15 protein-coding genes and 1 tRNA gene are annotated in these 19,833 nt (G+C 54.7%); 12 read left to right on the top strand and 4 right to left on the bottom strand.

Features of this window, described 5'->3' with window-relative positions; all coding sequences use genetic code 11:
• From ABQ298_10695 to ABQ298_10675, 5 genes are all read left to right on the top strand, one after another.
• The coding region (locus tag ABQ298_10695; GenBank protein MEQ9824841.1) for a hypothetical protein at nt 1–854 on the top strand (854 nt) is incomplete at its 5' end.
• Nucleotides 855–909: 55 nt separating this feature from the next.
• A complete protein-coding gene (gene ispD / locus ABQ298_10690) occupies nt 910–1,650 on the top strand; it encodes a 2-C-methyl-D-erythritol 4-phosphate cytidylyltransferase (protein ID MEQ9824840.1) in 741 nt (246 codons plus the stop codon).
• Between the two features lie 28 nt (nt 1,651–1,678).
• On the top strand, nt 1,679–2,812 hold the full coding sequence (gene dnaX / locus ABQ298_10685; GenBank protein MEQ9824839.1) for a DNA polymerase III subunit gamma/tau: 1,134 nt from the start codon (nt 1,679–1,681) through the stop codon (nt 2,810–2,812).
• A gap of 137 nt (nt 2,813–2,949) precedes the next feature.
• Nucleotides 2,950–3,270 (top strand): hypothetical protein, encoded by a 321-nt coding sequence (locus ABQ298_10680; GenBank protein MEQ9824838.1) that lies wholly within the window; start codon nt 2,950–2,952, stop codon nt 3,268–3,270.
• A gap of 124 nt (nt 3,271–3,394) precedes the next feature.
• A complete protein-coding gene (locus ABQ298_10675; protein ID MEQ9824837.1) occupies nt 3,395–4,252 on the top strand; it encodes an HDOD domain-containing protein in 858 nt (285 codons plus the stop codon).
• Nucleotides 4,253–4,302: 50 nt separating this feature from the next.
• On the opposite strand, the gene ABQ298_10670 is transcribed toward ABQ298_10675, so the two are convergent.
• Nucleotides 4,303–5,079: an IclR family transcriptional regulator gene (locus ABQ298_10670; protein MEQ9824836.1), complete on the bottom strand. Its 777-nt coding sequence runs from the start codon at nt 5,077–5,079 to the stop codon at nt 4,303–4,305.
• A 174-nt stretch (nt 5,080–5,253) separates the two neighbouring features.
• Here ABQ298_10670 and ABQ298_10665 point away from each other — a divergent pair, with 174 nt between their 5' ends.
• From ABQ298_10665 to ABQ298_10650, 4 genes are all read left to right on the top strand, one after another.
• Complete coding sequence (locus ABQ298_10665; protein ID MEQ9824835.1) at nt 5,254–8,253, top strand: TonB-dependent receptor; 3,000 nt, start codon at nt 5,254–5,256, stop codon at nt 8,251–8,253.
• Between the two features lie 201 nt (nt 8,254–8,454).
• Nucleotides 8,455–10,917 carry a glycoside hydrolase family 88 protein gene (locus tag ABQ298_10660; protein ID MEQ9824834.1) on the top strand — a complete coding sequence of 821 codons (2,463 nt, stop codon included), beginning with the start codon at nt 8,455–8,457 and terminating at the stop codon, nt 10,915–10,917.
• Between the two features lie 32 nt (nt 10,918–10,949).
• Nucleotides 10,950–12,191 (top strand): pectinesterase family protein, encoded by a 1,242-nt coding sequence (locus ABQ298_10655; protein ID MEQ9824833.1) that lies wholly within the window; start codon nt 10,950–10,952, stop codon nt 12,189–12,191.
• A 29-nt stretch (nt 12,192–12,220) separates the two neighbouring features.
• Complete coding sequence (locus ABQ298_10650) at nt 12,221–14,251, top strand: glycoside hydrolase family 28 protein (protein ID MEQ9824832.1); 2,031 nt, start codon at nt 12,221–12,223, stop codon at nt 14,249–14,251.
• A 56-nt stretch (nt 14,252–14,307) separates the two neighbouring features.
• Here ABQ298_10650 and ABQ298_10645 read toward each other — a convergent pair.
• Nucleotides 14,308–14,382 (bottom strand) — tRNA-Lys (locus ABQ298_10645).
• Nucleotides 14,383–14,548: 166 nt separating this feature from the next.
• On the opposite strand from ABQ298_10645, the gene ABQ298_10640 reads away from it, so the two are divergent.
• Nucleotides 14,549–15,382: a hypothetical protein gene (locus ABQ298_10640; protein MEQ9824831.1), complete on the top strand. Its 834-nt coding sequence runs from the start codon at nt 14,549–14,551 to the stop codon at nt 15,380–15,382.
• A 25-nt stretch (nt 15,383–15,407) separates the two neighbouring features.
• Here the strand turns inward: ABQ298_10640 and ruvA are convergent, their stop codons facing one another.
• Nucleotides 15,408–16,028 (bottom strand): Holliday junction branch migration protein RuvA, encoded by a 621-nt coding sequence (gene ruvA, locus ABQ298_10635; GenBank protein ID MEQ9824830.1) that lies wholly within the window; start codon nt 16,026–16,028, stop codon nt 15,408–15,410.
• 39 nt (nt 16,029–16,067) lie between these two features.
• On the bottom strand, nt 16,068–16,805 hold the full coding sequence (gene dapB, locus ABQ298_10630) for a 4-hydroxy-tetrahydrodipicolinate reductase (protein ID MEQ9824829.1): 738 nt from the start codon (nt 16,803–16,805) through the stop codon (nt 16,068–16,070).
• Between the two features lie 159 nt (nt 16,806–16,964).
• On the opposite strand from dapB, the gene ABQ298_10625 reads away from it, so the two are divergent.
• Nucleotides 16,965–19,010 carry a hypothetical protein gene (locus ABQ298_10625; GenBank protein ID MEQ9824828.1) on the top strand — a complete coding sequence of 682 codons (2,046 nt, stop codon included), beginning with the start codon at nt 16,965–16,967 and terminating at the stop codon, nt 19,008–19,010.
• A 335-nt stretch (nt 19,011–19,345) separates the two neighbouring features.
• On the top strand, nt 19,346–19,833 hold a 488-nt coding region (locus ABQ298_10620; protein MEQ9824827.1), incomplete at its 3' end, for a beta-eliminating lyase-related protein.

Genomic DNA, 19,833 nt, shown 5'->3' with positions numbered 1-19,833 from the left:
ATGATGCGTCACTGCCCAAACGTGTGCAGCGGGCGGATGGTACGATACGCGAGGGTGTGGAAAACTCCGGCGAAACCTTCCTCTACAGTCTGGCGGGAAATCTGACCTACCGCGTCAGCCATGGCCTGCGTCTCTACATCGCGCTGCAGGACGGCACCTCGCTCGACCTGACCCAGGGAGGCGGCATCTTCGGAGAAGATAACTTTGCCAGTGCCCGCCTGCTCGAGGGAGGAGTCAAGTTCTCCCTGATGGAGGACCGCATTCAAGGCTACGTTTCTGTATGGGAGTGGGAACAGAGTCGCTTCAATGAGCGTGACTTTCAGTCCGAACCCCTAGAGGGCAAGGGCATCGAATTTGAAGCCACCCTCACCCTGCTGCGGGACCGTCTCTTCCTGATTGCCTCAGCCGAAAACCAGCGACTGAGACGGCGCAGTGGACTGGGCTTCCGCTCCCTTCCGATGGATGCCGAGGGCTGGGCGCTCAACGCCGGGGTCTTCAACAGTGGTGTCGATGCTTTCCCTGAGAACAACCCCGAATTGAACTATCCTGGTATTCCTGAAACGACCTACAAGGCCCATCTGATCTGGAAGCATGACGCTCTGAAACTCGCACTGAGCGGAGTCTTCAGCCGGGCGAGCTGGCTCAATTTCGAGCAAACCCTGCGCCTCCCCTCCTCCCTGCTGGTAAGTGCCACCGCCCACTACCAGTGGCAAAAGTGGCAGATCGGCGTCGGCGTCGAAAACCTGACCAATGAGCGTTATTTTCTGGGAGCTGATCCTCTCTTTGCATCCAATACGCTTGTAACCAAGGGAGAACCACGCCGCTACAGTTTGCAGCTCAAGCGCTCCTTCTGAGCTTTCCGGAGTTGACGTAACCACCTCGGATTCTGATCGTTCACCACGTTCCGTCATGAAATTCACTGCCATCATCCTTGCCGGCGGCAAGGGAACTCGCCTGCAGTCCCTGACCCGCGACAAAACCCTGCTTCGCATCGGTGCCGGAGCGGTGATCAGTTGGAGTGTGCATGCGTTTGCACGCTGCAAGTCGTGCGAGTCCATTGTGCTCACTTATCGCGACAACGCCCAACGCGACAAGATCGAAAACGAACTCCAGCGCGCGGTTCCCAAGCTTCCTGCCCTGCATTGGGTTGTGGGTGGAGAGCGACGACAGGACTCTGTACTGAACGCGCTGAATGCCGTGCCGCACGGAAGCGAATGGGTCTTCATTCACGACGGAGCGCGTCCCTTCATCACAGGTGCGGATATCGACGCCTTGATGCATGCTGCTCAGGCAACAGGTGCCGCTGCGCTCGCACTGCCGGTGACCGATACCCTGAAGCGGGCGGATCGCACCGGCACGCTCGAGGCTCTGTTGCTTGAGGATCTGGAACGGGAGCGACTCTACGCCATGCAGACTCCGCAGGTTTTTCGCACCGATACCATCCATTCCGCATACACGCAGCTGCAGCAGAGTGGTGCCACCGTCACCGACTGTGTCGATGCTCTCGTGCGCGCGAAGCCCACACCCGTCACACTGGTGACTCCCGCGCAGAACAACCTCAAAATCACGCGCCCGGAGGATGTGGAACTGGCCAATTTTCTGGTGCATACGGGTTCCATCAAGAAAGTGTTTGAGTTGGCGTACCATTGAGGCATACACTCACGTCTCTTAAGCAACCATGGCGGATCCCTATCAGGTCATCGCGCGACGCTGGCGCCCGAAAAATTTCACCGAACTGGTGGGTCAGGAGCACATCGTGCAAACCCTCAAAAATGCGATTGAACAGAATCGCATCGCGCATGCGTATCTCTTCGTAGGTCCTCGCGGCACGGGAAAAACCAGCACTGCGCGCCTCTTCGCCTGTGCGCTCAATGCCGAGGGTGAACCGTCCATCCATCCGAACACGGAATCCGATCTCGCAAAATCGATCATGTCCGGACAGTCGATGGATGTGATCGAAATCGACGGAGCTTCCAATAACTCGGTCGATCAGATTCGTGATCTGCGGGACGATTGTAAATACGCCCCCACACAGTGCCGCTACAAGATCTACATCATCGACGAAGTTCACATGCTCAGCAATGCGGCCTTCAACGCACTGCTCAAAACGCTCGAAGAACCACCCCCGCACGTAAAGTTTTTCTTCGCCACAACCGAAGCGCACAAAGTACTGCCGACCATTGTATCACGCTGTCAGCGTTTTGAGTTTCGCCCGATCGAGGATTCCGTCATCGTCGCGCGACTCAAGCACATCGCCGAAGTGGACGGCATTCAAATTTCCGATGAAGCGCTGGACTCGATTGCCAAACTGGCGAGCGGAGGCATGCGTGATGCCCAGTCAATCCTCGATCAGATGATTGCTTTTTGCGGCACTCAAATCAGTGAACACGACATCACCGATGTCTATGGACTTGCTCCCCATGAGCAACTGGTGAAGCTCGCCGATCAGATCGAAGCTCAGGATGAGCGTGCACTGCTGAGCGAAATCGATCAGCTCGTGCAGGAAGGGCGCGATCTCTATCGCATCCTGCTCGATCTCGAAAAGGTGTTTCGTTCGCGCATGCAAACCTTGCTCTCCCAGAAGGGAAGCCCCAAGGGTGGCTACGACATTCAGGCCTATGTGCGCGTGATTGATACGCTCAAATCGGGCGAAGACGCAGTGAAAAAGGGTCTGACGGATCGCGTCAATTTCGAGATCACCCTGTTGAAAGCAATTCGTGAACTGAAGTCAGTCTCCATTGATGAAGTCATCCGCCGCATTGCCAGCATCCGGGATAACCTACCCGAAGTCAGTGTAAAAAAAAAAGCCTGAAGACACCTGAGCCTAGTCCAGCAGAGACGCCTGAACGCCCTAAGGAGAAACCTGAGTCTGCGGAACAGGAACCGTCAATTCCAGTCCACCCAACAACCGAGCAAGTTCTCGAACCCATCGAGTCGGAAGCGGAATCCGTGCCCGAGGCAAGCGAGCCATCACCTGCTTTGCCAATGGATGACCATGCGGATGAAGCAGACCCAGATCCCGATGACTCGATCGAACTGGAAATGCGCCCCGTACGGCGACCTAGTGTTCACTCCCTTGAAGCATTGGAAGACACCTCATCCGAGCCGACTGACTTTACTCCTTACATCGAGCAGTTGGCACCGTCCACCCGGAAAATTCTGCAGGATGATTTTCAGGCCAACTTCATCTACCTCATTCGTCCAAGGTCGAAATCGTCCGCAAAACCGGAGACCCCAAACGCTGATGTCGTGCCCACTCCGACGACCTGATCCGGCCCGATGACAGTTGAACCCGCTTCCGTCAAAAACTCGTTAACGCCCCGAAAACCTCTAAAGCGAACACAAATTCATCCGCCTATTAAGTCGGTGAGGCACGCGTGCCGAAGGACCGCATATGGCAAACGAAATCATCCATTATACCGAACAGGATCTGCTGCGAGCTGTCAGTGAAATCGAATCGCTGCACGCATCCGCTCACGTACTCGCCAAGGCCTTCGAAATTTTGAACGACCCCGACTCCAATCAGATGGATCTCGTGGACACGATCAAAACAGACCCTGGCATTACCTCTGACATCCTGCGCATCAGCAACAGTGCCTTCTACGGCGGAAAGCTGGAAATTGTCAGTCTCGACGATGCCATCCATCGCCTCGGATTTCGGGAAGTCATGAAGCTCGTGAGCATCAGCATGTCGAAGCAGATGTTCAGCAAAATGCTCGTACACTACGGGATCACCGCACAGGATTACTGGAGGCAAAGTGCCTGTGTGGCTGCAGCCATGGAAAGTCTGTCAGATCTGCTGGATGAAGATCGCTCCTACTTCTTCACGCTGGGCATCCTGCACGCAATCGGGCGCATGGTCATCGACCAGGCACTCACCTCGCGCGGTTCGGAAGTCATCTGGGACAAGACCTTGCCAGTGGAACAATGGGAGACCACCAACTTTGGATTTGACTACACAGATGCCGGGCACGTGCTGCTGACTTCCTGGAATTTCCCACAGAAGATCCTCGCCGTGATCCTGAACCAATTGACGCCCGAGAGAGTCAACAACCCGCCCAATGCGCTGCTCTGTCTGCATTTTTCAATTCATTGGTCAGCCTCCCACCACTACTTTCGGGCAACCACTCTGCCAAAAGTAGAACTTCACCCGTGGATGCGCGCGCTGGAGGTCACCGAGACGGATCTGGTGGATCTCTATGAAAATGCCAAGTCAGCCTACCACGAGCTGGAACGCATGGCTGGCATGTGAGCACTGTCAACCTTCAGATCCTCCATCCCAAACACGCTTAACCGGGTCGCTTACGCATGGGGATCGTAGCCAAGCGACTGACTCAACTCCACCGCAGCCTGTACGACGGTTGCCGCCACCGCAGCATCCCTCGACCGGGGAAACAGTGTGCCGGGAGCAGTGATGCCGATCGCGGCGATCACGTTTCCCGCAGCATTCCGAACAGGTGCAGCACAGCAACGGATGCCGAGTGAATATTCCTCATCATCCACAGCGTAGCCCGACTTTCGGATCTGCTGCAGCTCGGATTCGAAGCGCTCTGGATCCCTGATCGAATTTTCGGTGGGTGCATCCGGAGAACGTTCCCGAAACCACGCAACAGGATCCTTCCAGACAAAAGCCAGGAAACACTTGCCCGTTGAGGAACAATGCAGCTCGGCGAGAAATCCCGGCTTTGACGCAGCCTGTATGCGCTCGGGACTCTCCTGCACCGCCACGATGAGAGATTTTTCACCGGAGAGCACCGCCAGATGGCTGGTGGAACGCGTGCTCTGAGCTAAGCGGTGCAAAATGGGCGCCGCACGCTCCCGCAGATCCAAACGATCCGAGAACTGTAAACCGATGCGCAGTAACTCGTTGCCTAACAAAAAGGAACGGTTCGCGCGCTGTCTCACGAATTCCTGATGGCTGAGGGTTTCGAGGATGCGAAGCAGGGTGGTACGGGGAATTCCAGATCGGGACTGCAGTTCCTTGAAGCTGAGTCCATGCTCGCTGGCAGCGATCTCACGGATCACTTCACACGCCTTGCGCAGATTGGGGATATCATAACGGGAATTGGATTCAGACATACAACGGACCATTCATTTCGTCACAGGGACCATTCAGTTGGAATTCATAAAATGCTGACACCTTCAGACATTTTCTTGACCTTTCGATGAAAGCACCTAGCGTTCACATTTAGTTTTAGTTGTTCAAATATGAACAACACAGATCAGAACCCCATTCAAGAAAATCTGATAACTATGCATATACCCATAATGAAAACGGGAGCCATGCGCACCGTGGTTGCTGCTGCACTGATCGCAGCATTTGGAATCACGACTGCCATCGCCCAAACTACTGGAACTATTGCCGGACGGGTTAAGGACATCCGCACCGGACAATATCTCGAGAACGCTCGAGTCACTGTCGAAAATACCAGCCTGCGCACCCAGACGGATTCGTTTGGACAATTCCGTCTGTCGGGAGTGCCCACAGGAACTGCTGAAGTCACTGTCTTCTATACGGGTTATTTTTCAACCACTCAAACGATTGAGGTTAGTGAATCCATCACGGCTCAGTTGGAAGTTGATCTGCGAAGCCGCTCGGCTTTTGAATCGGAAGATGAAGTTTACGAATTGAGTGCCTTTGTGGTGAAATCGCAGTATGACGCAGCCGCAGCCGCGATTCACGAGCAGCGTTTCTCTGAAACCAACAAGGCGGTCATCGATTCGGAAGCCCTGGGCAATATCAATGAGGGTAACATCGGTGAGTTCGTCAAATTCCTGCCGGGAATTTCCATCAATTACGTCGCAGCTGACGTGCGTTCGATTGAGGTGCGCGGCATGGGCGACACCTTCACCCCGATTACGGTTGATGGCAACATGATGGCGAGTGCCTCGTCCTCAAACATGAACCGAACGTTCGAGTTTGAGCAGGTATCACTGAACAATGTGGAGCGCATTGAGGTCATCAAGGTGCCAACTCCGGACATGCCCGCCAACTCCCTCGGTGGCAGCGTGAATCTGGTCAGCAAATCCGCATTTGAGCGCGATGGACGGGAAATCCGCTACAACGTCTACCTCAGTGCCAACAACGAAGCGCTTGATCTCAGCAAGACCGCAGGTCCAGGAAACGACGATACTTACAAGATCCTTCCCGGACTCAAGCTGACCTACGCCGATGTCTATCAGGAGGGAAAACTGGGCATCATCGTCAACTACCTGAGTTCGAATCAATTCAACCCTCAGCACCGCTCCCGCTTCCGCTGGGCGTTTAATGACTACAGCACAGGTGCTTCGAATCCCCAACCCATCCTGCGTCGCTATCAGATGCAGGACGGACCCAAGTTCACACACCGCCAATCCGCAAATGTGAAACTCGACTACAAGCTCTCGGATAACACGATCCTGCTCACCAGCATTCAGTGGAATGACTACATCTCCAAGTTCCGCAATACCAATGTACAATGGGACACGGGACGCACCTCGACGGCCAACAATGTCGCCTCGGGTTCCGGAGTGGTTCAGAGTCCTGACAACGCAGGTCGCATCGACTTTGCGGCATCCTGGCGCGATAAATACGGGGAAACCTGGCACGGTGACGCGAAGCTCAAGCACACCATGGGCAACTGGGATTTTGAGCTGGGCACCTTCTGGTCCAAAGCAACCAATCATTACCGCAGCACGTCCAAGGGTTTTCTCGAAAACGCTGAACTCGCCTGGCGCAATGTCGACGGCTATCTCAGGTTCTCGGACTTTGGCGGCAACCACGATATCGACACTACAGTCACCGTGGAGCATGTCGACGGTGCAGGCACCAACAATCCTGGCATGGGTGTGAGCGATCTGAGTGTCTTTTATCTCTCGGGCGTGTCCAGCTACCGTCCGAAGGATGGGGAAGACCTGATCTTTGGCTGGAATGCAGATGCGATCTACAATTTCGGCGACTCGGGAGGTCTCAACGGCACAATCAAGTCGGGTCTGAAATATACCTCGCAAACTCGTGAAACCCTCGACATCCGTGATCGTTACTACCACGTGGGAGCCGATGGGGATCGTGATTCTGCCGATGAGCCGCGCGGCAATCTCTTCATCAATGACGCCTACCAGTTCACCGACCCCCACTACGGCTTGGCTTCGGTGATCCAGTGGCACGACATGGAAAAAGCCAAGGACTACTGGGATCGCAACCAGAACCTCTTCAGCTTCCGGGGTCGTGATGGTGCAGGTGTCAACGAGATTGAAGAAAACATCCTGGCCGCCTATACCATGGCATCGGTCAATGTGCTCAACAACCGGGGTTCCATCACGGGTGGTGTGCGCTGGGAAAAAACCAAGCTGACGGCCAAGGGAGATCGCGATGATCGTGAGGTGGATTCCGATTTTGATGGATTCTTCCCAGGCATCAACTTCCGCTACGACATCACCGATAACCTGGTGGGTCGCATCGCGTTTGCCAAAACCATTGGTCGCCAAAACTTCAGTGACCTGCTTCCCAACATCCAGATCAGCTATGGAGATGAGCTGAACACCGGAAGTGTGCAGGCGAACAATCTCGGTCTCAAGCCCCAGGAAGCAGACAACCTTGATCTCACGCTTGAATACTACACCAACAATGCCGGCGTGATCTCAGTGGGATTCTTCCGCAAGGAAATCACGGATTTCATGCGCGAGATCGGACGCTCCGTCACCCAGCAGGATATTGATTCACTGGGTCTGCCGTCAGATACACTCGGGTTTGACTTCACGACATTTGAAAATGCGGGTGAGGCAACCGTAGATGGGTTTGAGTTCAACATCCAGCAGGAGCTCACCTTTATTCCCGCACACATCGGTACATTCTCCGTCTTTGTGAACGGAACCTTCCTCGACGTGGAGGGAGACTTTGGCGGCGACGAGGTCGTATCGGATCTGGAAGGTTTTGTGAAGGACACCTACAACTTCGGTATCAGCTATCAGAAGGGCGGATTCCTCGCGAACCTGAAGTACACCCACAAGGGCCGTGAACTTCTCTCGCCCTACACCAGCGACAACGCCTCGGCGATTGGTGATGCCTATCTGTTCAATGATGACCTCGACCAGATCGACGCCGACGTTGAATACATGATCAGCCCGAACTACACGGTGTATCTCTCAGCGCGAAATCTGGGAGTGGCTCCACAGAACCGCGTGATTCGTTCCAACAGTGCCGATCTCTACATTCTCGAACGCAGCGAGGAGTACGGCATTCAATTCTCACTCGGCGTAAAGGGCAAATTCTAAGTCCGTTCCGCTCAAACGGGTTGGTCTGCAGTTGCAGGCCAACCCATTTTTTGTCCCAGACCACCACTCTTCATCGAAATCTCGAATACGCTCCGATCCCTTTTACAGTCCGAACACTTAGCCTTTCCAATTTCACGCATTCCGGATATCCTACCGCTTCCCGTTCAAGACCTTTCTTGTTGTTCAACCCCTGATCCGATCATGAAACCCAATACCCTAACCAAACAAAGCCTTTTCACCCTGCTCACACTGGCGAGCTGCTCACTGATGGCAGGAGAACGCATCGGCGAAGTCATCGTCCACAACAGTGCGGAAACCTCGCGCATGGAGGAACCCATCACCCTCCCGCTCAAGGGACTCGGCGTACCGGCAGAGCAGTGGCACAGTGCCCGCTTTCTGGTCAAAAAAGACGGGGTTGAGCACCCGACCCAGACCATCGATACCGACGGGGACGGAACGCTCGATGCGATCCTCCTGTTGAGTTCCCTGGATGGCAATGCCAGCGCACGCTACGAAATCTGGCAACAATCCAACACAGCCGATATTCCGGTAAGTGCCAAACGCACACAGGCTGACCTCTCCCACCGCATCAATGGTAAGTGGGTCGAAGGCAAAACCGTCGGCAACAAGGAGCGTGGTGATTATGAATACGTAGGCGGCGAATGGGCCGATGTCAGCCACCTCGAGGTGCCTGCTGAACACTCCGACCACTCCAACTACATTCGATATGAAGGTATTGGCATCGAAAGCGACAAGGTCGGTTACCGCATCTATCTCGACTGGCGCAACGGCTTTGATATCTTTGGAAAGACCGCACCCTCCATGTCACTGAAGGAAACCGGGATAGACGGGTTTCAGTCCTACCACGAAATGCAACCCTGGGGCATGGACATTCTCAAAGTCGGAGATGCCGTCGGCATGGGTGGCTACGGATATTGGGATGGTGAACAGCTCATCCGGGTCTCCGACTGGAGCAAGGTAAGCGCCTCCATTCTGGAAAACGGACACCTGCAATCATCCATTCGCCTGCAGTATGACGACTGGCAGTTCGCCGACGATGCGGTTGACCTCACCGCCGTGCTCTCCATGCAGGCAGGCAGTCGTCTGGTCCGTGTACAGCTCACCACCTCCGACGATGTCAGCGGCATCAGCACGGGACTCGTCAAACACCCGGGGACTGAGCTGATCACAGGAGATCTCAATATCACCGGCGAAGCATGGAGCTATCTCGCCACCTGGGGGCCACAAAGCCTGGACGGGGGAAAGCTTGGTATGGCCATTCTTTTTCAGAGGCGCAACCTGCGTGAACTCACCGCAGATGCCATCAATGAGGTGGTCGTATTGCGCTCCTCGGACCGCAGCTATGAGTATTACTTCCTTGCCGCCTGGGACAAGGAACCCGGAGGCATCACCACCCGGGAGCAGTTCATCAAATCCCTCGAATCTGAAATTGATCGCCTGACCATCCCTTCGCGCACCCGTGAATTCAACCGTCTCGGCGACGCAAAAAAATCCTTTCCCATGACCTCGGACTCCGCCCTGGAGTGGAGCCGGGCCCTGGCTGATACGCAGATCCGCATCTGGGGGGACCACCTCGTCTACGGTCAGTTCGACAATGACATTCGCAACCACGCCCGCTGGAGTTATACCACAGGACTGATGTGTCAGGCCTACGACGATCTTGGACTCGCCTCTGGGGAGGATCGCTACCTCAATCAGGCCTATCGCATCATGGATTCCTATGTGCAGGATGACGGCAGCATTGCAACCTATCGCCCCGAGACCTTCAACATCGATCAGATCAACTCCGGAAAGATGGTGCTTCGACTCTACGACCGCACCCGGCTGGATAAATTTCGCATCGCTGCCGACACCCTGAGAGATCAGTTGAGGGATCATCCACGCACGAGCGAGGGCGGATTCTGGCACAAAAAAATCTATCCCTATCAACTCTGGCTCGACGGAGTTTACATGGGCATGCCATTTCTCACCGCATGGGAAGGCATGTTCAACGACAGTCAGGGCATTCGCGAAGCAGTCCATGAATTTGAACTGGTGCGAAAATACTGCCGCGATCCCAAGACCGGACTCTACTACCACGCCTGGGATGAAAAAGCGGAGCAGGATTGGGCCGATCCCGAAACGGGACTCTCGAAACACTTCTGGGGGCGTGGGCTGGGCTGGTACTGCATGGCGCTGGTCGACATGCTCGATCTCATTCCCGAACGACAGGCCGCAGAACGCAAGATTCTGATCGACCAGATTCAGGAACTCGCCATTGCCCTTCGGGATGTCCAGTGCCCGGATACCGGAACCTGGTGGCAGATCATGGATCAACCAGAACGTGCTGGAAACTACCGCGAAGCTTCAGCCTCTTCCATGTTCACCTATTTTTTTGCAAAGGCCATCAATGAAGGATATCTGGATGCTGAGACCTGGAGCGATCTTACCGTGAAGGCATATGAAGGGCTGATCCGCGAGTTCATTGAAATCGACGCACAGGACCACGTGCACCTGACCAAGATATGCCGAGTGGCTGGACTGGGATATGGACGGGATGGCAGCTATGCCTATTACATGAGTGAACCCGTTGTTACCGATGATCCCAAGGGCGTCGGACCGTTTATCATGGCCGGCGTTGAAGTTTCAAAACTCCTGAAATGACGGCAGGCTGAGTGCTTTGCCCTTCCAGCCCCATGTCAACCTTTCAACCCGTCTTTTGCTTGTACCGCGTGCTCACGCTGACGCTGTTCACGCTGCATCCATTGGCAAATGCCTCTCAAATCCTGGTTGTGGATCCCTCCGGTGAAGGGACTCACCGCACCCTGAGTGAAGCCATCGCCAGCCTGCCGATGTTCTGCTACGAGCGAACGGTGATCTACCTGAAAAACGGCACCTATGAAGAAAAGATCCGTATCGATCAGGACTTCATTACGCTCAGGGGAGAAAGCCGCGAAGGCGTGCGCATCATCGGAAATCTACCCCGGCAGAAGTGGATTGACGCTCCCGATGCCATCGGGCCGGCGGTCGTCAATCTGTTTGGTGACGACATCATTATTGAAAACCTTACGATTGAAAACACACAGCCCGACACCTCGGTGCACGCCTTTGCAGTCTATGGACAGGGAACACGCACACTCATCCAGAATGCCAATCTCTGGAGTCGTGGAGGGGATACGGTTTCGCTCTGGAACTATAAAAACGGCATGTATTATCACGCCAACTGCGACTTTCGCGGTGCAGTTGATTTTGTGTGTCCGCGCGGCTGGTGCTACATCACCTCCAGCACCTTTCACTGTGTGCGAACAACAGCAGCGGTCTGGCATGCCGGCGGATACGATGCTTCGCAAAAACTGGTCGTGCACAACAGCTCGTTTGATGGAGACGTTCCCTTCGAACTGGGACGTCACCACTACGACGCCCAGTTCTATTTCATCGGTTGCAACTTCTCCGAAAAAGTGATGGATCGGCCGATCTACCGCGTCCGCTATGAGGACCCATCCAAAAATCGCCCGGATAACTGGGGTGATCGTGTGTATTTTCACGCATCCCAGAGCGAGCATCTCACCTGGACTTCGGACAACCTCAGAGAACGAACACCATCGGTAGAGGCACACGAAATTTCCGCTTCATGGACTTTCGACGGGAAGTGGGATCCCGAAAAAACGATTCCCCCCCAGGTGATAAGCATACAACAACATGGGGCCGATAAAATTGACCTGGTCTTTGATGAAACCATCACGGTGCGCGGCCATCCCGAGCTGCGCAAAGACGGTCGCGTCCTGCGCTATGTGCAGGGCGCTGGTTCAAATCAACTCCGTTTCGTCGGTGACCTACCCGACCACCCCGAGCAGGAAAACTTTGCAGACTGGAACGTTCACCATGGCGAACTCGTCGGCAACACGGCGACCCGGATGGAACGCAAATTTGCTCCATAACCCATTACCCCATCCATTGCATCATACCCATGAAAAAAAAACATACCCTTCCCCTCTTCATCAGCCAACTTGCGCTGCTGCTGACAACACTGGCCACGCATGCCACTGAGATCCTGATCGAAGCCGAATCCGGCACCTGGACTGCGCCCATGCAGCGCGATACCAGTCCACAGGCCTCACAAGGAGCCTATCTCACCGTGCCCGAAACCGCAGGCAATGTGCTCGATGTGCACCAGTCCGTCGCACAGGTCACACTCGAGTTTGAAGTCGATCATCCAGGACAATATCAGCTCTGGGGAAAAGTATTCACGCCGGGCAAACCCCGTACCCGTGAAGATTCCTTCTTTGTGACGCTTGCGGGTCAGACCCGTGTCTGGCGCATCTACGACTGGGCTGACAACTGGGTGTGGCGGCGCTTCACGACCGAAAATCCTACAGAAGAGGTGTTCTTTGATCTCAGCAAAGGAACCCATGTGCTGACGATTCACCACCGCGTCGCGGGTACCCACCTCGACCAGATCCGCCTGATATCTACCGAGCACAAGGACCCCTACACCGTGCGTCCCTCCGATTTTCGCGCAAGCGATGCGACGGTCTACGAAAATCTCAGTCCTTACTTTGATATGCCTACCTTACATGTGCCCCAGTTTCCTGACCGGGACTTCAACATCGTCGAATTCGGAGCCGTCGAGGGAGGTGAGCACAAGGTGACCGATGCCATCCGGCAGGCCATCGCTGCCTGCCACGAGGCAGGTGGAGGACGGGTCGTGATTCCCGAAGGAACCTGGCTCACGGGTCCCATCCACATGCGGAGTTTTGTCAATTTGCACATCTCCAAAGGTGCCGTCGTAAAATTTTCTCAGGATCTGGAAGACTACCTGCCCGTCGTCTTCACGCGCTGGGAAGGCATGGAGTGTTATAACTACTCCGCACCCATCTATGGGAACGGGCTGCGCAACATTGCCATCACAGGCGATGGACTTCTCGATGGTCAGGGCGAGGTATGGTGGGAATGGAAATACAACCGACAGGCACCCACCGCACGACGCCTGTATCAAATGATTGTCGATGGCGTGCCACCGCACGAACGCATTCTCGGAACCCCCGAGGATGGGATGCGGCCGAATTTTGTTCAGTTCATCTCCTGTCAGGGAATTCTGATCGAAAATGTCACATTCCGCAACGGTCCCATGTGGACCGTGCATCCTGTCTATTGCTCCAATATGATCGTGCGGGGCATGAAGGTGATCACCGTCGGTCCCAACAACGATGGCATCAATCCCGATTCCACCCGAAATCTGCTCATTGAGGATTGTTATTTTTCCACTGGTGACGACTGCGTGGTGCTGAAATCCGGACTCAACGAAGATGGCTGGCGCGTCGGCAGACCCACCGAAAATGTCGTCATCCGCAATATTTTTGCCAATGAAGGACACGGCGGAGTCGTCTGCGGCAGTGAAATGTCGGGTAGCGTGCGCAACGTCTATGCCCACGACTGCGTCTTTGTGGGTACTGATCGTGGCTTTCGGGTCAAATCGATGCGAGGTCGTGGAGGTGTGGTGGAGAACATCTGGATCGAGGACATCAAGATGAAGGACATGGGCGGGCAGGCCATTCGCCTGAACATGTTCTACGGCTCCAGTACCGTGCAGCCTGCAACCGATATTCCAGCTGCATTTCGCAATTTTTATATCAAAAATATTGAATGCGATGGTGCCGCGCGCGCGATTGAAATCATTGGCTTACCTGAACTGGCTATCGAAAACATTCACCTTGAAAATCTGCACATTCGCGCGAACGAGGGTATCCGTATCACAGACGGTCAACATCTCTCCATCAAGAATCTCACTCTCGAAACCCTCCACGATACTCCCATCGTGCTGGACCGGGTAAATCACGTGCACATCGAAGGTGCCAGCATCGCCTCATCCGAAACGCCTTGGGTTAAGGTAAAGGGTGAGCAATCGAGTCATGTCACCCTTCGAGGTTTGCAGGATCAGCAAACCCTCTCCGCTCGAATTGAGGCCGAGTCAGGTCCGTTGACCTTTGTGCTCGAGTGAGAAGCACGACTTCGCTTATAAAAAAACTCCCCAAGCGCGCTTGGGGAGTTCAAAAGTGGTAGGCCGGCCGGGATTCGAACCCGGAACCAATGGCTTAAAAGGCCACTGCTCTACCATTGAGCTACCAACCCGGAAAAAGGGAAAACGATGCCAAAATTTTCGAACCTGTCAATGGATTATTCTTCCAGAATCGAACACAAAGTGCAATGCGTTTTGCATTAGAATGGGCTTGATTCACGATACAAATCGAACTGACTAGGGGAATAAACTGTAGCCGCAGCATGCACCCCTTGTCTGATGAAGGCCTATGAATTTTACGTTCTGCTGGGAAAATACAAACGCAAGTCCCTGTCCCGCAGTGAATACGACCGTTTTTGCGATGCGATTGCCACCGTTCGCGGCTATCGCAGCACCTTCCACGAATCCACCGGTGAATCCTATCCTGTCTTTTCTCAGCATGCTGCAGCTCGGGCACGTCTGGCACGCTCCGACTCAACGGATGCAAACGCGTCAAACAAACAGCCAAAACCTTCGCATTTGCAGTCCAGTCCCACAGCGCAAAGCACTACTGCTTCAACAGCTCCTCCGCACCAGGAAATTGAGCGGGATGTGATCGAACAGCATCGGGTTTTCAAGAGAGTACGCCGTAAGCACCGGCGGCGTTTTCGCAGTATTCGCCTGCTGCGCGACTTCCTTTGGCATCATCCGGCACTGCTGCTTTTTCTGGCCATTATCGGCATCATCTTGATTCTGACGTGGACACTGCAAAACCGGAACAACGTGCCTGTAACTCAAACTCCATCGCCGCCAAATCAACCTGCTTCCTTATCCGAATCCTCAGATTTCGGCATGCCAATGTTGCTGACGCCGCAAACAGAGACCATGCCATCGCAAACAGATTCAGGATTCACTCAATCCCCAAACTCCTTTCAATGGGAGACAGATCCGTTAACTCCCATGCAGGTTCCCGTGACTGGACTGGAACAAGCCATTCTCGAGGGACTTGAGGCCCGGTTTCCAGAACCATCCTCACTGCTCAATCCATCAACGCCCTCCGCACCGGAGCGTATTCAAATAGACCCCGATGCGAAAGAAAAGAACTCCGACGCTGCAAGCGCTCCTGCGTCTTGATGCTGCTCTGCGGCACCGCTTCTGTTTATCCGTTCAGGGCCTTTTTAATCAGGACTTCCACGGTGGGTGCCTGCTCAAAGGATGCCATGCATTTCTCCACGCGGCGCTCGGCATCTGACTGCTTGAATCCGAGCGTAATCAGCGCAGCAACCGCATCGTCCAGGATCGAACGCTCCGAGGTCCCCATCCCAGCCGCTCCGGATACCGATCCCACCGTAGTGGCCCCCTGCAACACGGGTTGTTTCGCAAACACATCCTTCAATTCGAGCACCAGGCGTTCTGCGGTCTTTTTCCCGATGCCCGGACACTGAGTCAACAGTGCCACGTTTCCGGAAGCGACTGCACTGCGCAAGGACTCCACAGTGAGACGACTGAGGATATTCAGTGCAATTTTGGGTCCAATGCCCGACACTTTTTCGGTCAGGGCGATGAAGGCAGCTTTCTCCTGGAGCGAAGCAAATCCAAAGAGCTGATGACTGTCCTCACGAACGACCAGTTGGGTATGCAGGCGGATTTTTCCTCCTGGAGACCCCGTCTGTGTGGAGGTCGACAACGGCACGTGGATCTCGTAACCCACGCCGTTCACGTCGAGCACCACGCGCAGCGGTTGTGCCTCCACCAGTATGCCCTCAAGGAATGCGATCATGTCTCGTGAAATCGTTGGGTTGAGTAACTCACAAGGGTTTTACGAGCGGAGCTCGAGCACATCCTGCATTTCGTAAAATCCGGCTGGCTTTCCAACCACCCACTTGGCTGCAGCCAATGCGCCCTGTGCGAAAATCTTGCGATCCGTAGCGAGGTGCTTCAGCTCCACACGCTCACCGTCTCCAAAAAAACTGACCGTATGCTGACCCACCACATCTCCTCCGCGCACGGCATGCATTCCAATTTGCCGCGCGGGCCGCTCCCCGGTAATTCCCGAACGCCCATGAACGACCACCGCATCGTAATCCCACTGCCTGCCTTCACATATCCGGCGTGCAAGATCCACAGCTGTCCCGCTTGGCGCATCCTTCTTGAAATGATGATGGGCTTCGGTGATCTCAGGTTCGTACAGTTCCGAAAGGGTGGCTGCTGCCCGATTGGTGAGGTAGAAGAGCAGATTCATGCCAATCGAGTAGTTCCCCGACCAGACGATGGCGATGCGATCCTGATGCGACAGAATTTGCCGACGCGCCTCTGCAGTATGACCCGTGGTTCCAATGACAATGGGTTTTCCGGCAGCAGCTGCGAGTTCCACCAGATGCAAAGTGGCTTCGTGGTGGCTGAAATCGACAATCACGTCACAGCGTTCAACTGCCGGCTCCATCTCATCATCCACATCCAGTCGATCACAAACATCAAAAATCGCCGGGTCGGCGGCCCGCAGGATGGCCTCGCCCATTCTTCCCCTGGCACCATTCAGAAGCACTTTGAGTGACATGCATCCAAGCCATTTGCAAAGCCTGAACCGGTCAAGTTCATAATGCCGCCTGAGTATTTGGCATACCCTGATTTTCGTCCCAGCCCATCGTGCGAAAAACTCAACTAAAACTTGGATTCCGTGGCATAGCCTTCTATGGTGTGCGCATCGACCTGAGAGATGTCCATTCGCTTCGATACAGACAAATGCTGGATACGGGATCCGGATTCCTTGCGGATCAAGCGATACCTCTCTGAAACGCGCTCCTATTTTCGGGAGGGGCGGTGGATACGCTCGTGTTTTCAATCTTTTTTCCCGGGCATTCGAACCGACGACGAAGGATTTTTGTTTTATGACCTCACGACCATGGATCCGCCAATCACCGCAGTTCGGGCTGCCTGTCTGGAAGAAACTCTGATCCCGACGGTGTTGCTCGAATCCCTGCAACAGGCGATTGACGCCTATGTGCTCCGCGTGCAGGAAGGGGGCTTGCACTTCAATGAAGAGATGGCCTGTCGCGAATTCACCCTGCCCGACCCGGAATCCCATCCGGAATTGTACTGGGTGGTTGAAACAGAGTTCGACTTGCGCCTGATCATTCTCTGGGGACTGCACTCTGATTTTGCAGGAGCCAACCTCCGGGTGGAATCCCTGATTGAAAAACTGATCTTTCAGTTTGAAGGCAAAGCGGTGCTGCGCCGGGTGGATGCAGAACCAGATCCCCGTGAACTCGAACCGCCCATCTCTGCCGCACCGAATGCAAAAGCGCCCGCACAATCACCTGAATCGGTTGCAGGTAACAGCAATCCTCCCGTCGCACGCAAGCGGAACCGCTTGGGCCGTTGCCTTCTTACGGCAGCATTGGGTGTCCTTGGAATCGCTGGATTCAGTGAGCTATGTCACCACTTCATGGGGCGTTCACTCACGATAACAGAAAGCGAAGCTCTTCCACACGGACCAAGCGGGTTCTCCTTTGTGCTCGATAGCGGTGAAAACATCGTAATTCCCGGTATACCGCCATTGCGAGCCGACCCTGAGCCGCTGCATGTTACCATCCCGCGCCTTCCCCAGCCAGGACGGTATGCACTGGACATCCTGCAATCCGATAGCTCCCAACCCGCACGAAGGTTGAGTACCACCTTCAATCCCCGTCAGGACGACATGCACCATGGCCCAGTCGCTGCCTTAACGCTGGAGCGCAAGCACGCCCGCACGGGTGAAAGCATCAGTGCGTTTGCGGGGCATTCGTTTCATGAAATGGAGACAGAACAGTTGGACTACTTCATCTCATGGGGAGAAGAAGCATCAGCCTTCCTTCCCGTAGACCCTGAATCCCTGACATCCACCTACACCTACAGTAACCCGGGAACCTATACAGTGCAGTTGTTGGTGGTGGATGCTGCTGGGCAATGGGACTATGATCGCACGGTTGTGCGTGTTGCAGAGGTAGATTCTACCGCACCCGTAACCAATTTCCGTCCCGTGCTGCATGCATCCATGATCGCCCTGTTCCCGCACGAAGGCGGGGCGCGTGCCATTCTCGATACCTCGAACAGTTGGGACCCCGATGGTCACATTGACACCATCGAAATCGATTGGGGGGATGGCAGCATGATCGAGCAGTTCCCCTCCCCCGGGGGGTGGCACATCCATGACTACCGTGGGCGGAACAACCGCATCACGCTGCGCATTGATGCACTCGATGATGTGGGAGAACGCGCAAATGAGCCTATCCATCTGTTCCTCGATTTTCAATCCGCTGAGATGAACACAGCGCAGCCTCTGAATGAGGAATCTGCCCAGGCACCATTTAAAATACGTTGGCTGGATAGCACACCCAACAATCTGCGTCTGGTGCAACACAGCGCAACCTTCCTTCAGCGCAACCTTCAACCCCTGCGCTTTGAACTGTTGCCGCCTCCCGATCAACCCTTCGTTCCCCTGCTGGATGTTCAATGGGAACTGACCGACGCATCGGGCGATCGAAGTACGCATCGGGGTGGTTTCGCCATCGACATACTTGCCCCTCAAGGCCCCTATCAATTGCAGGTTCGCGCCCACACTCCCGAAGGCACTGTTTGCACCGCCAGTCATCGATTTACCGTTTCCACGGATGATCGCATGCATCCGCTCTACCGGGTCATGCAGTGGTGGTATGCGAGGCTGCCCTTTCTGAGTCCATCTTATCACCTAGGAGCTGACAAGGCGAACAAAGGCATGATTTGAATGCCAAAAAAGCCGCTCGAAATCGAGCGGCTCCTTTGATGATTAGTATGCTTTTTCTTTCTCGCTCTTCATTCGTGGCCGAATGAAAAATGGGATTCAGCTTGGAGAGCTGGAAAATTCAACTGGTAAAACTGGGGAATCTAATACCAAGCCGCCGTGTTTCGCAAGTGGAATTTACAGATTCTTCGCAATTGAATCGTATCGTATTTTGCATCACTTTTTCGCATCATCCTGGAGATTGGCTGGTTTATGAACCGCGTTCAGAAAATCGAAACCCTTGTCATTTCCCTGCTGTCCTGATTGCATGGATGCTGACGCACTGCACGCACTGACGTATGAAACACCGCAATTTCGCCAGCGACAACAACGCAGGCATGAGTCCTGAGGCCTTGCGCGGCTTGCTCGAAGCCAATCTGCACCACGCACCCGCCTATGGGGACGATCCGACAACCGAACGCGCTAAACGCGTGCTTGAAATCTGGTTCGAGCGCCCCTGTGGCGTGTACTTCGTCGCGGGTGGGACCTCTGCCAACAGCCTTGCCATCGCTGCATCCATCCGCAATTACCAATCGGTGATCTGTCACGAATGGGCGCACATCCAGAATGACGAATGTCATGCACCGGGTTTCTTCCTGCCCGGAATTCAACTACGCCCATTACCAGGACCCAACGGGCAGTTGCAGCCCGAATCCATTGCACCGGTCTTCGAACAATCCCACGGAGTGCATGGCACCCTTCCCGGACTGGTCAGCATCACGCAATGCACGGAAGGGGGCACGCTCTACCCGCTCGCGGCAATTGAAGAGCTGGCGGATACCGCGCA

Source organism: Puniceicoccaceae bacterium (assembly GCA_040224245.1).
In the GTDB taxonomy this organism is placed as follows: domain Bacteria; phylum Verrucomicrobiota; class Verrucomicrobiia; order Opitutales; family JAFGAQ01; genus JAKSBQ01.
This window is presented reverse-complemented; position numbering and strand designations above follow the sequence as displayed.

Bases quoted from the DNA above. Each gene is read 5' to 3' on its own strand.
- dnaX (MEQ9824839.1), top strand. From the start codon at position 1,679: ATGGCGGATCCCTATCAGGTCATCGCGCGACGCTGGCGCCCGAAAAAT.
- ABQ298_10640 (MEQ9824831.1), top strand. From the start codon at position 14,549: ATGAAGGCCTATGAATTTTACGTTCTGCTGGGAAAATACAAACGCAAG.
- ispD (MEQ9824840.1), top strand. From the start codon at position 910: ATGAAATTCACTGCCATCATCCTTGCCGGCGGCAAGGGAACTCGCCTG.
- ABQ298_10650 (MEQ9824832.1), top strand. From the start codon at position 12,221: ATGAAAAAAAAACATACCCTTCCCCTCTTCATCAGCCAACTTGCGCTG.
- ABQ298_10675 (MEQ9824837.1), top strand. From the start codon at position 3,395: ATGGCAAACGAAATCATCCATTATACCGAACAGGATCTGCTGCGAGCT.
- ABQ298_10670 (MEQ9824836.1), bottom strand. From the start codon at position 5,079: ATGTCTGAATCCAATTCCCGTTATGATATCCCCAATCTGCGCAAGGCG.
- ABQ298_10665 (MEQ9824835.1), top strand. From the start codon at position 5,254: ATGCATATACCCATAATGAAAACGGGAGCCATGCGCACCGTGGTTGCT.
- ruvA (MEQ9824830.1), bottom strand. From the start codon at position 16,028: ATGATCGCATTCCTTGAGGGCATACTGGTGGAGGCACAACCGCTGCGC.
- ABQ298_10625 (MEQ9824828.1), top strand. From the start codon at position 16,965: ATGTCCATTCGCTTCGATACAGACAAATGCTGGATACGGGATCCGGAT.
- dapB (MEQ9824829.1), bottom strand. From the start codon at position 16,805: ATGTCACTCAAAGTGCTTCTGAATGGTGCCAGGGGAAGAATGGGCGAG.
- ABQ298_10660 (MEQ9824834.1), top strand. From the start codon at position 8,455: ATGAAACCCAATACCCTAACCAAACAAAGCCTTTTCACCCTGCTCACA.
- ABQ298_10655 (MEQ9824833.1), top strand. From the start codon at position 10,950: ATGTCAACCTTTCAACCCGTCTTTTGCTTGTACCGCGTGCTCACGCTG.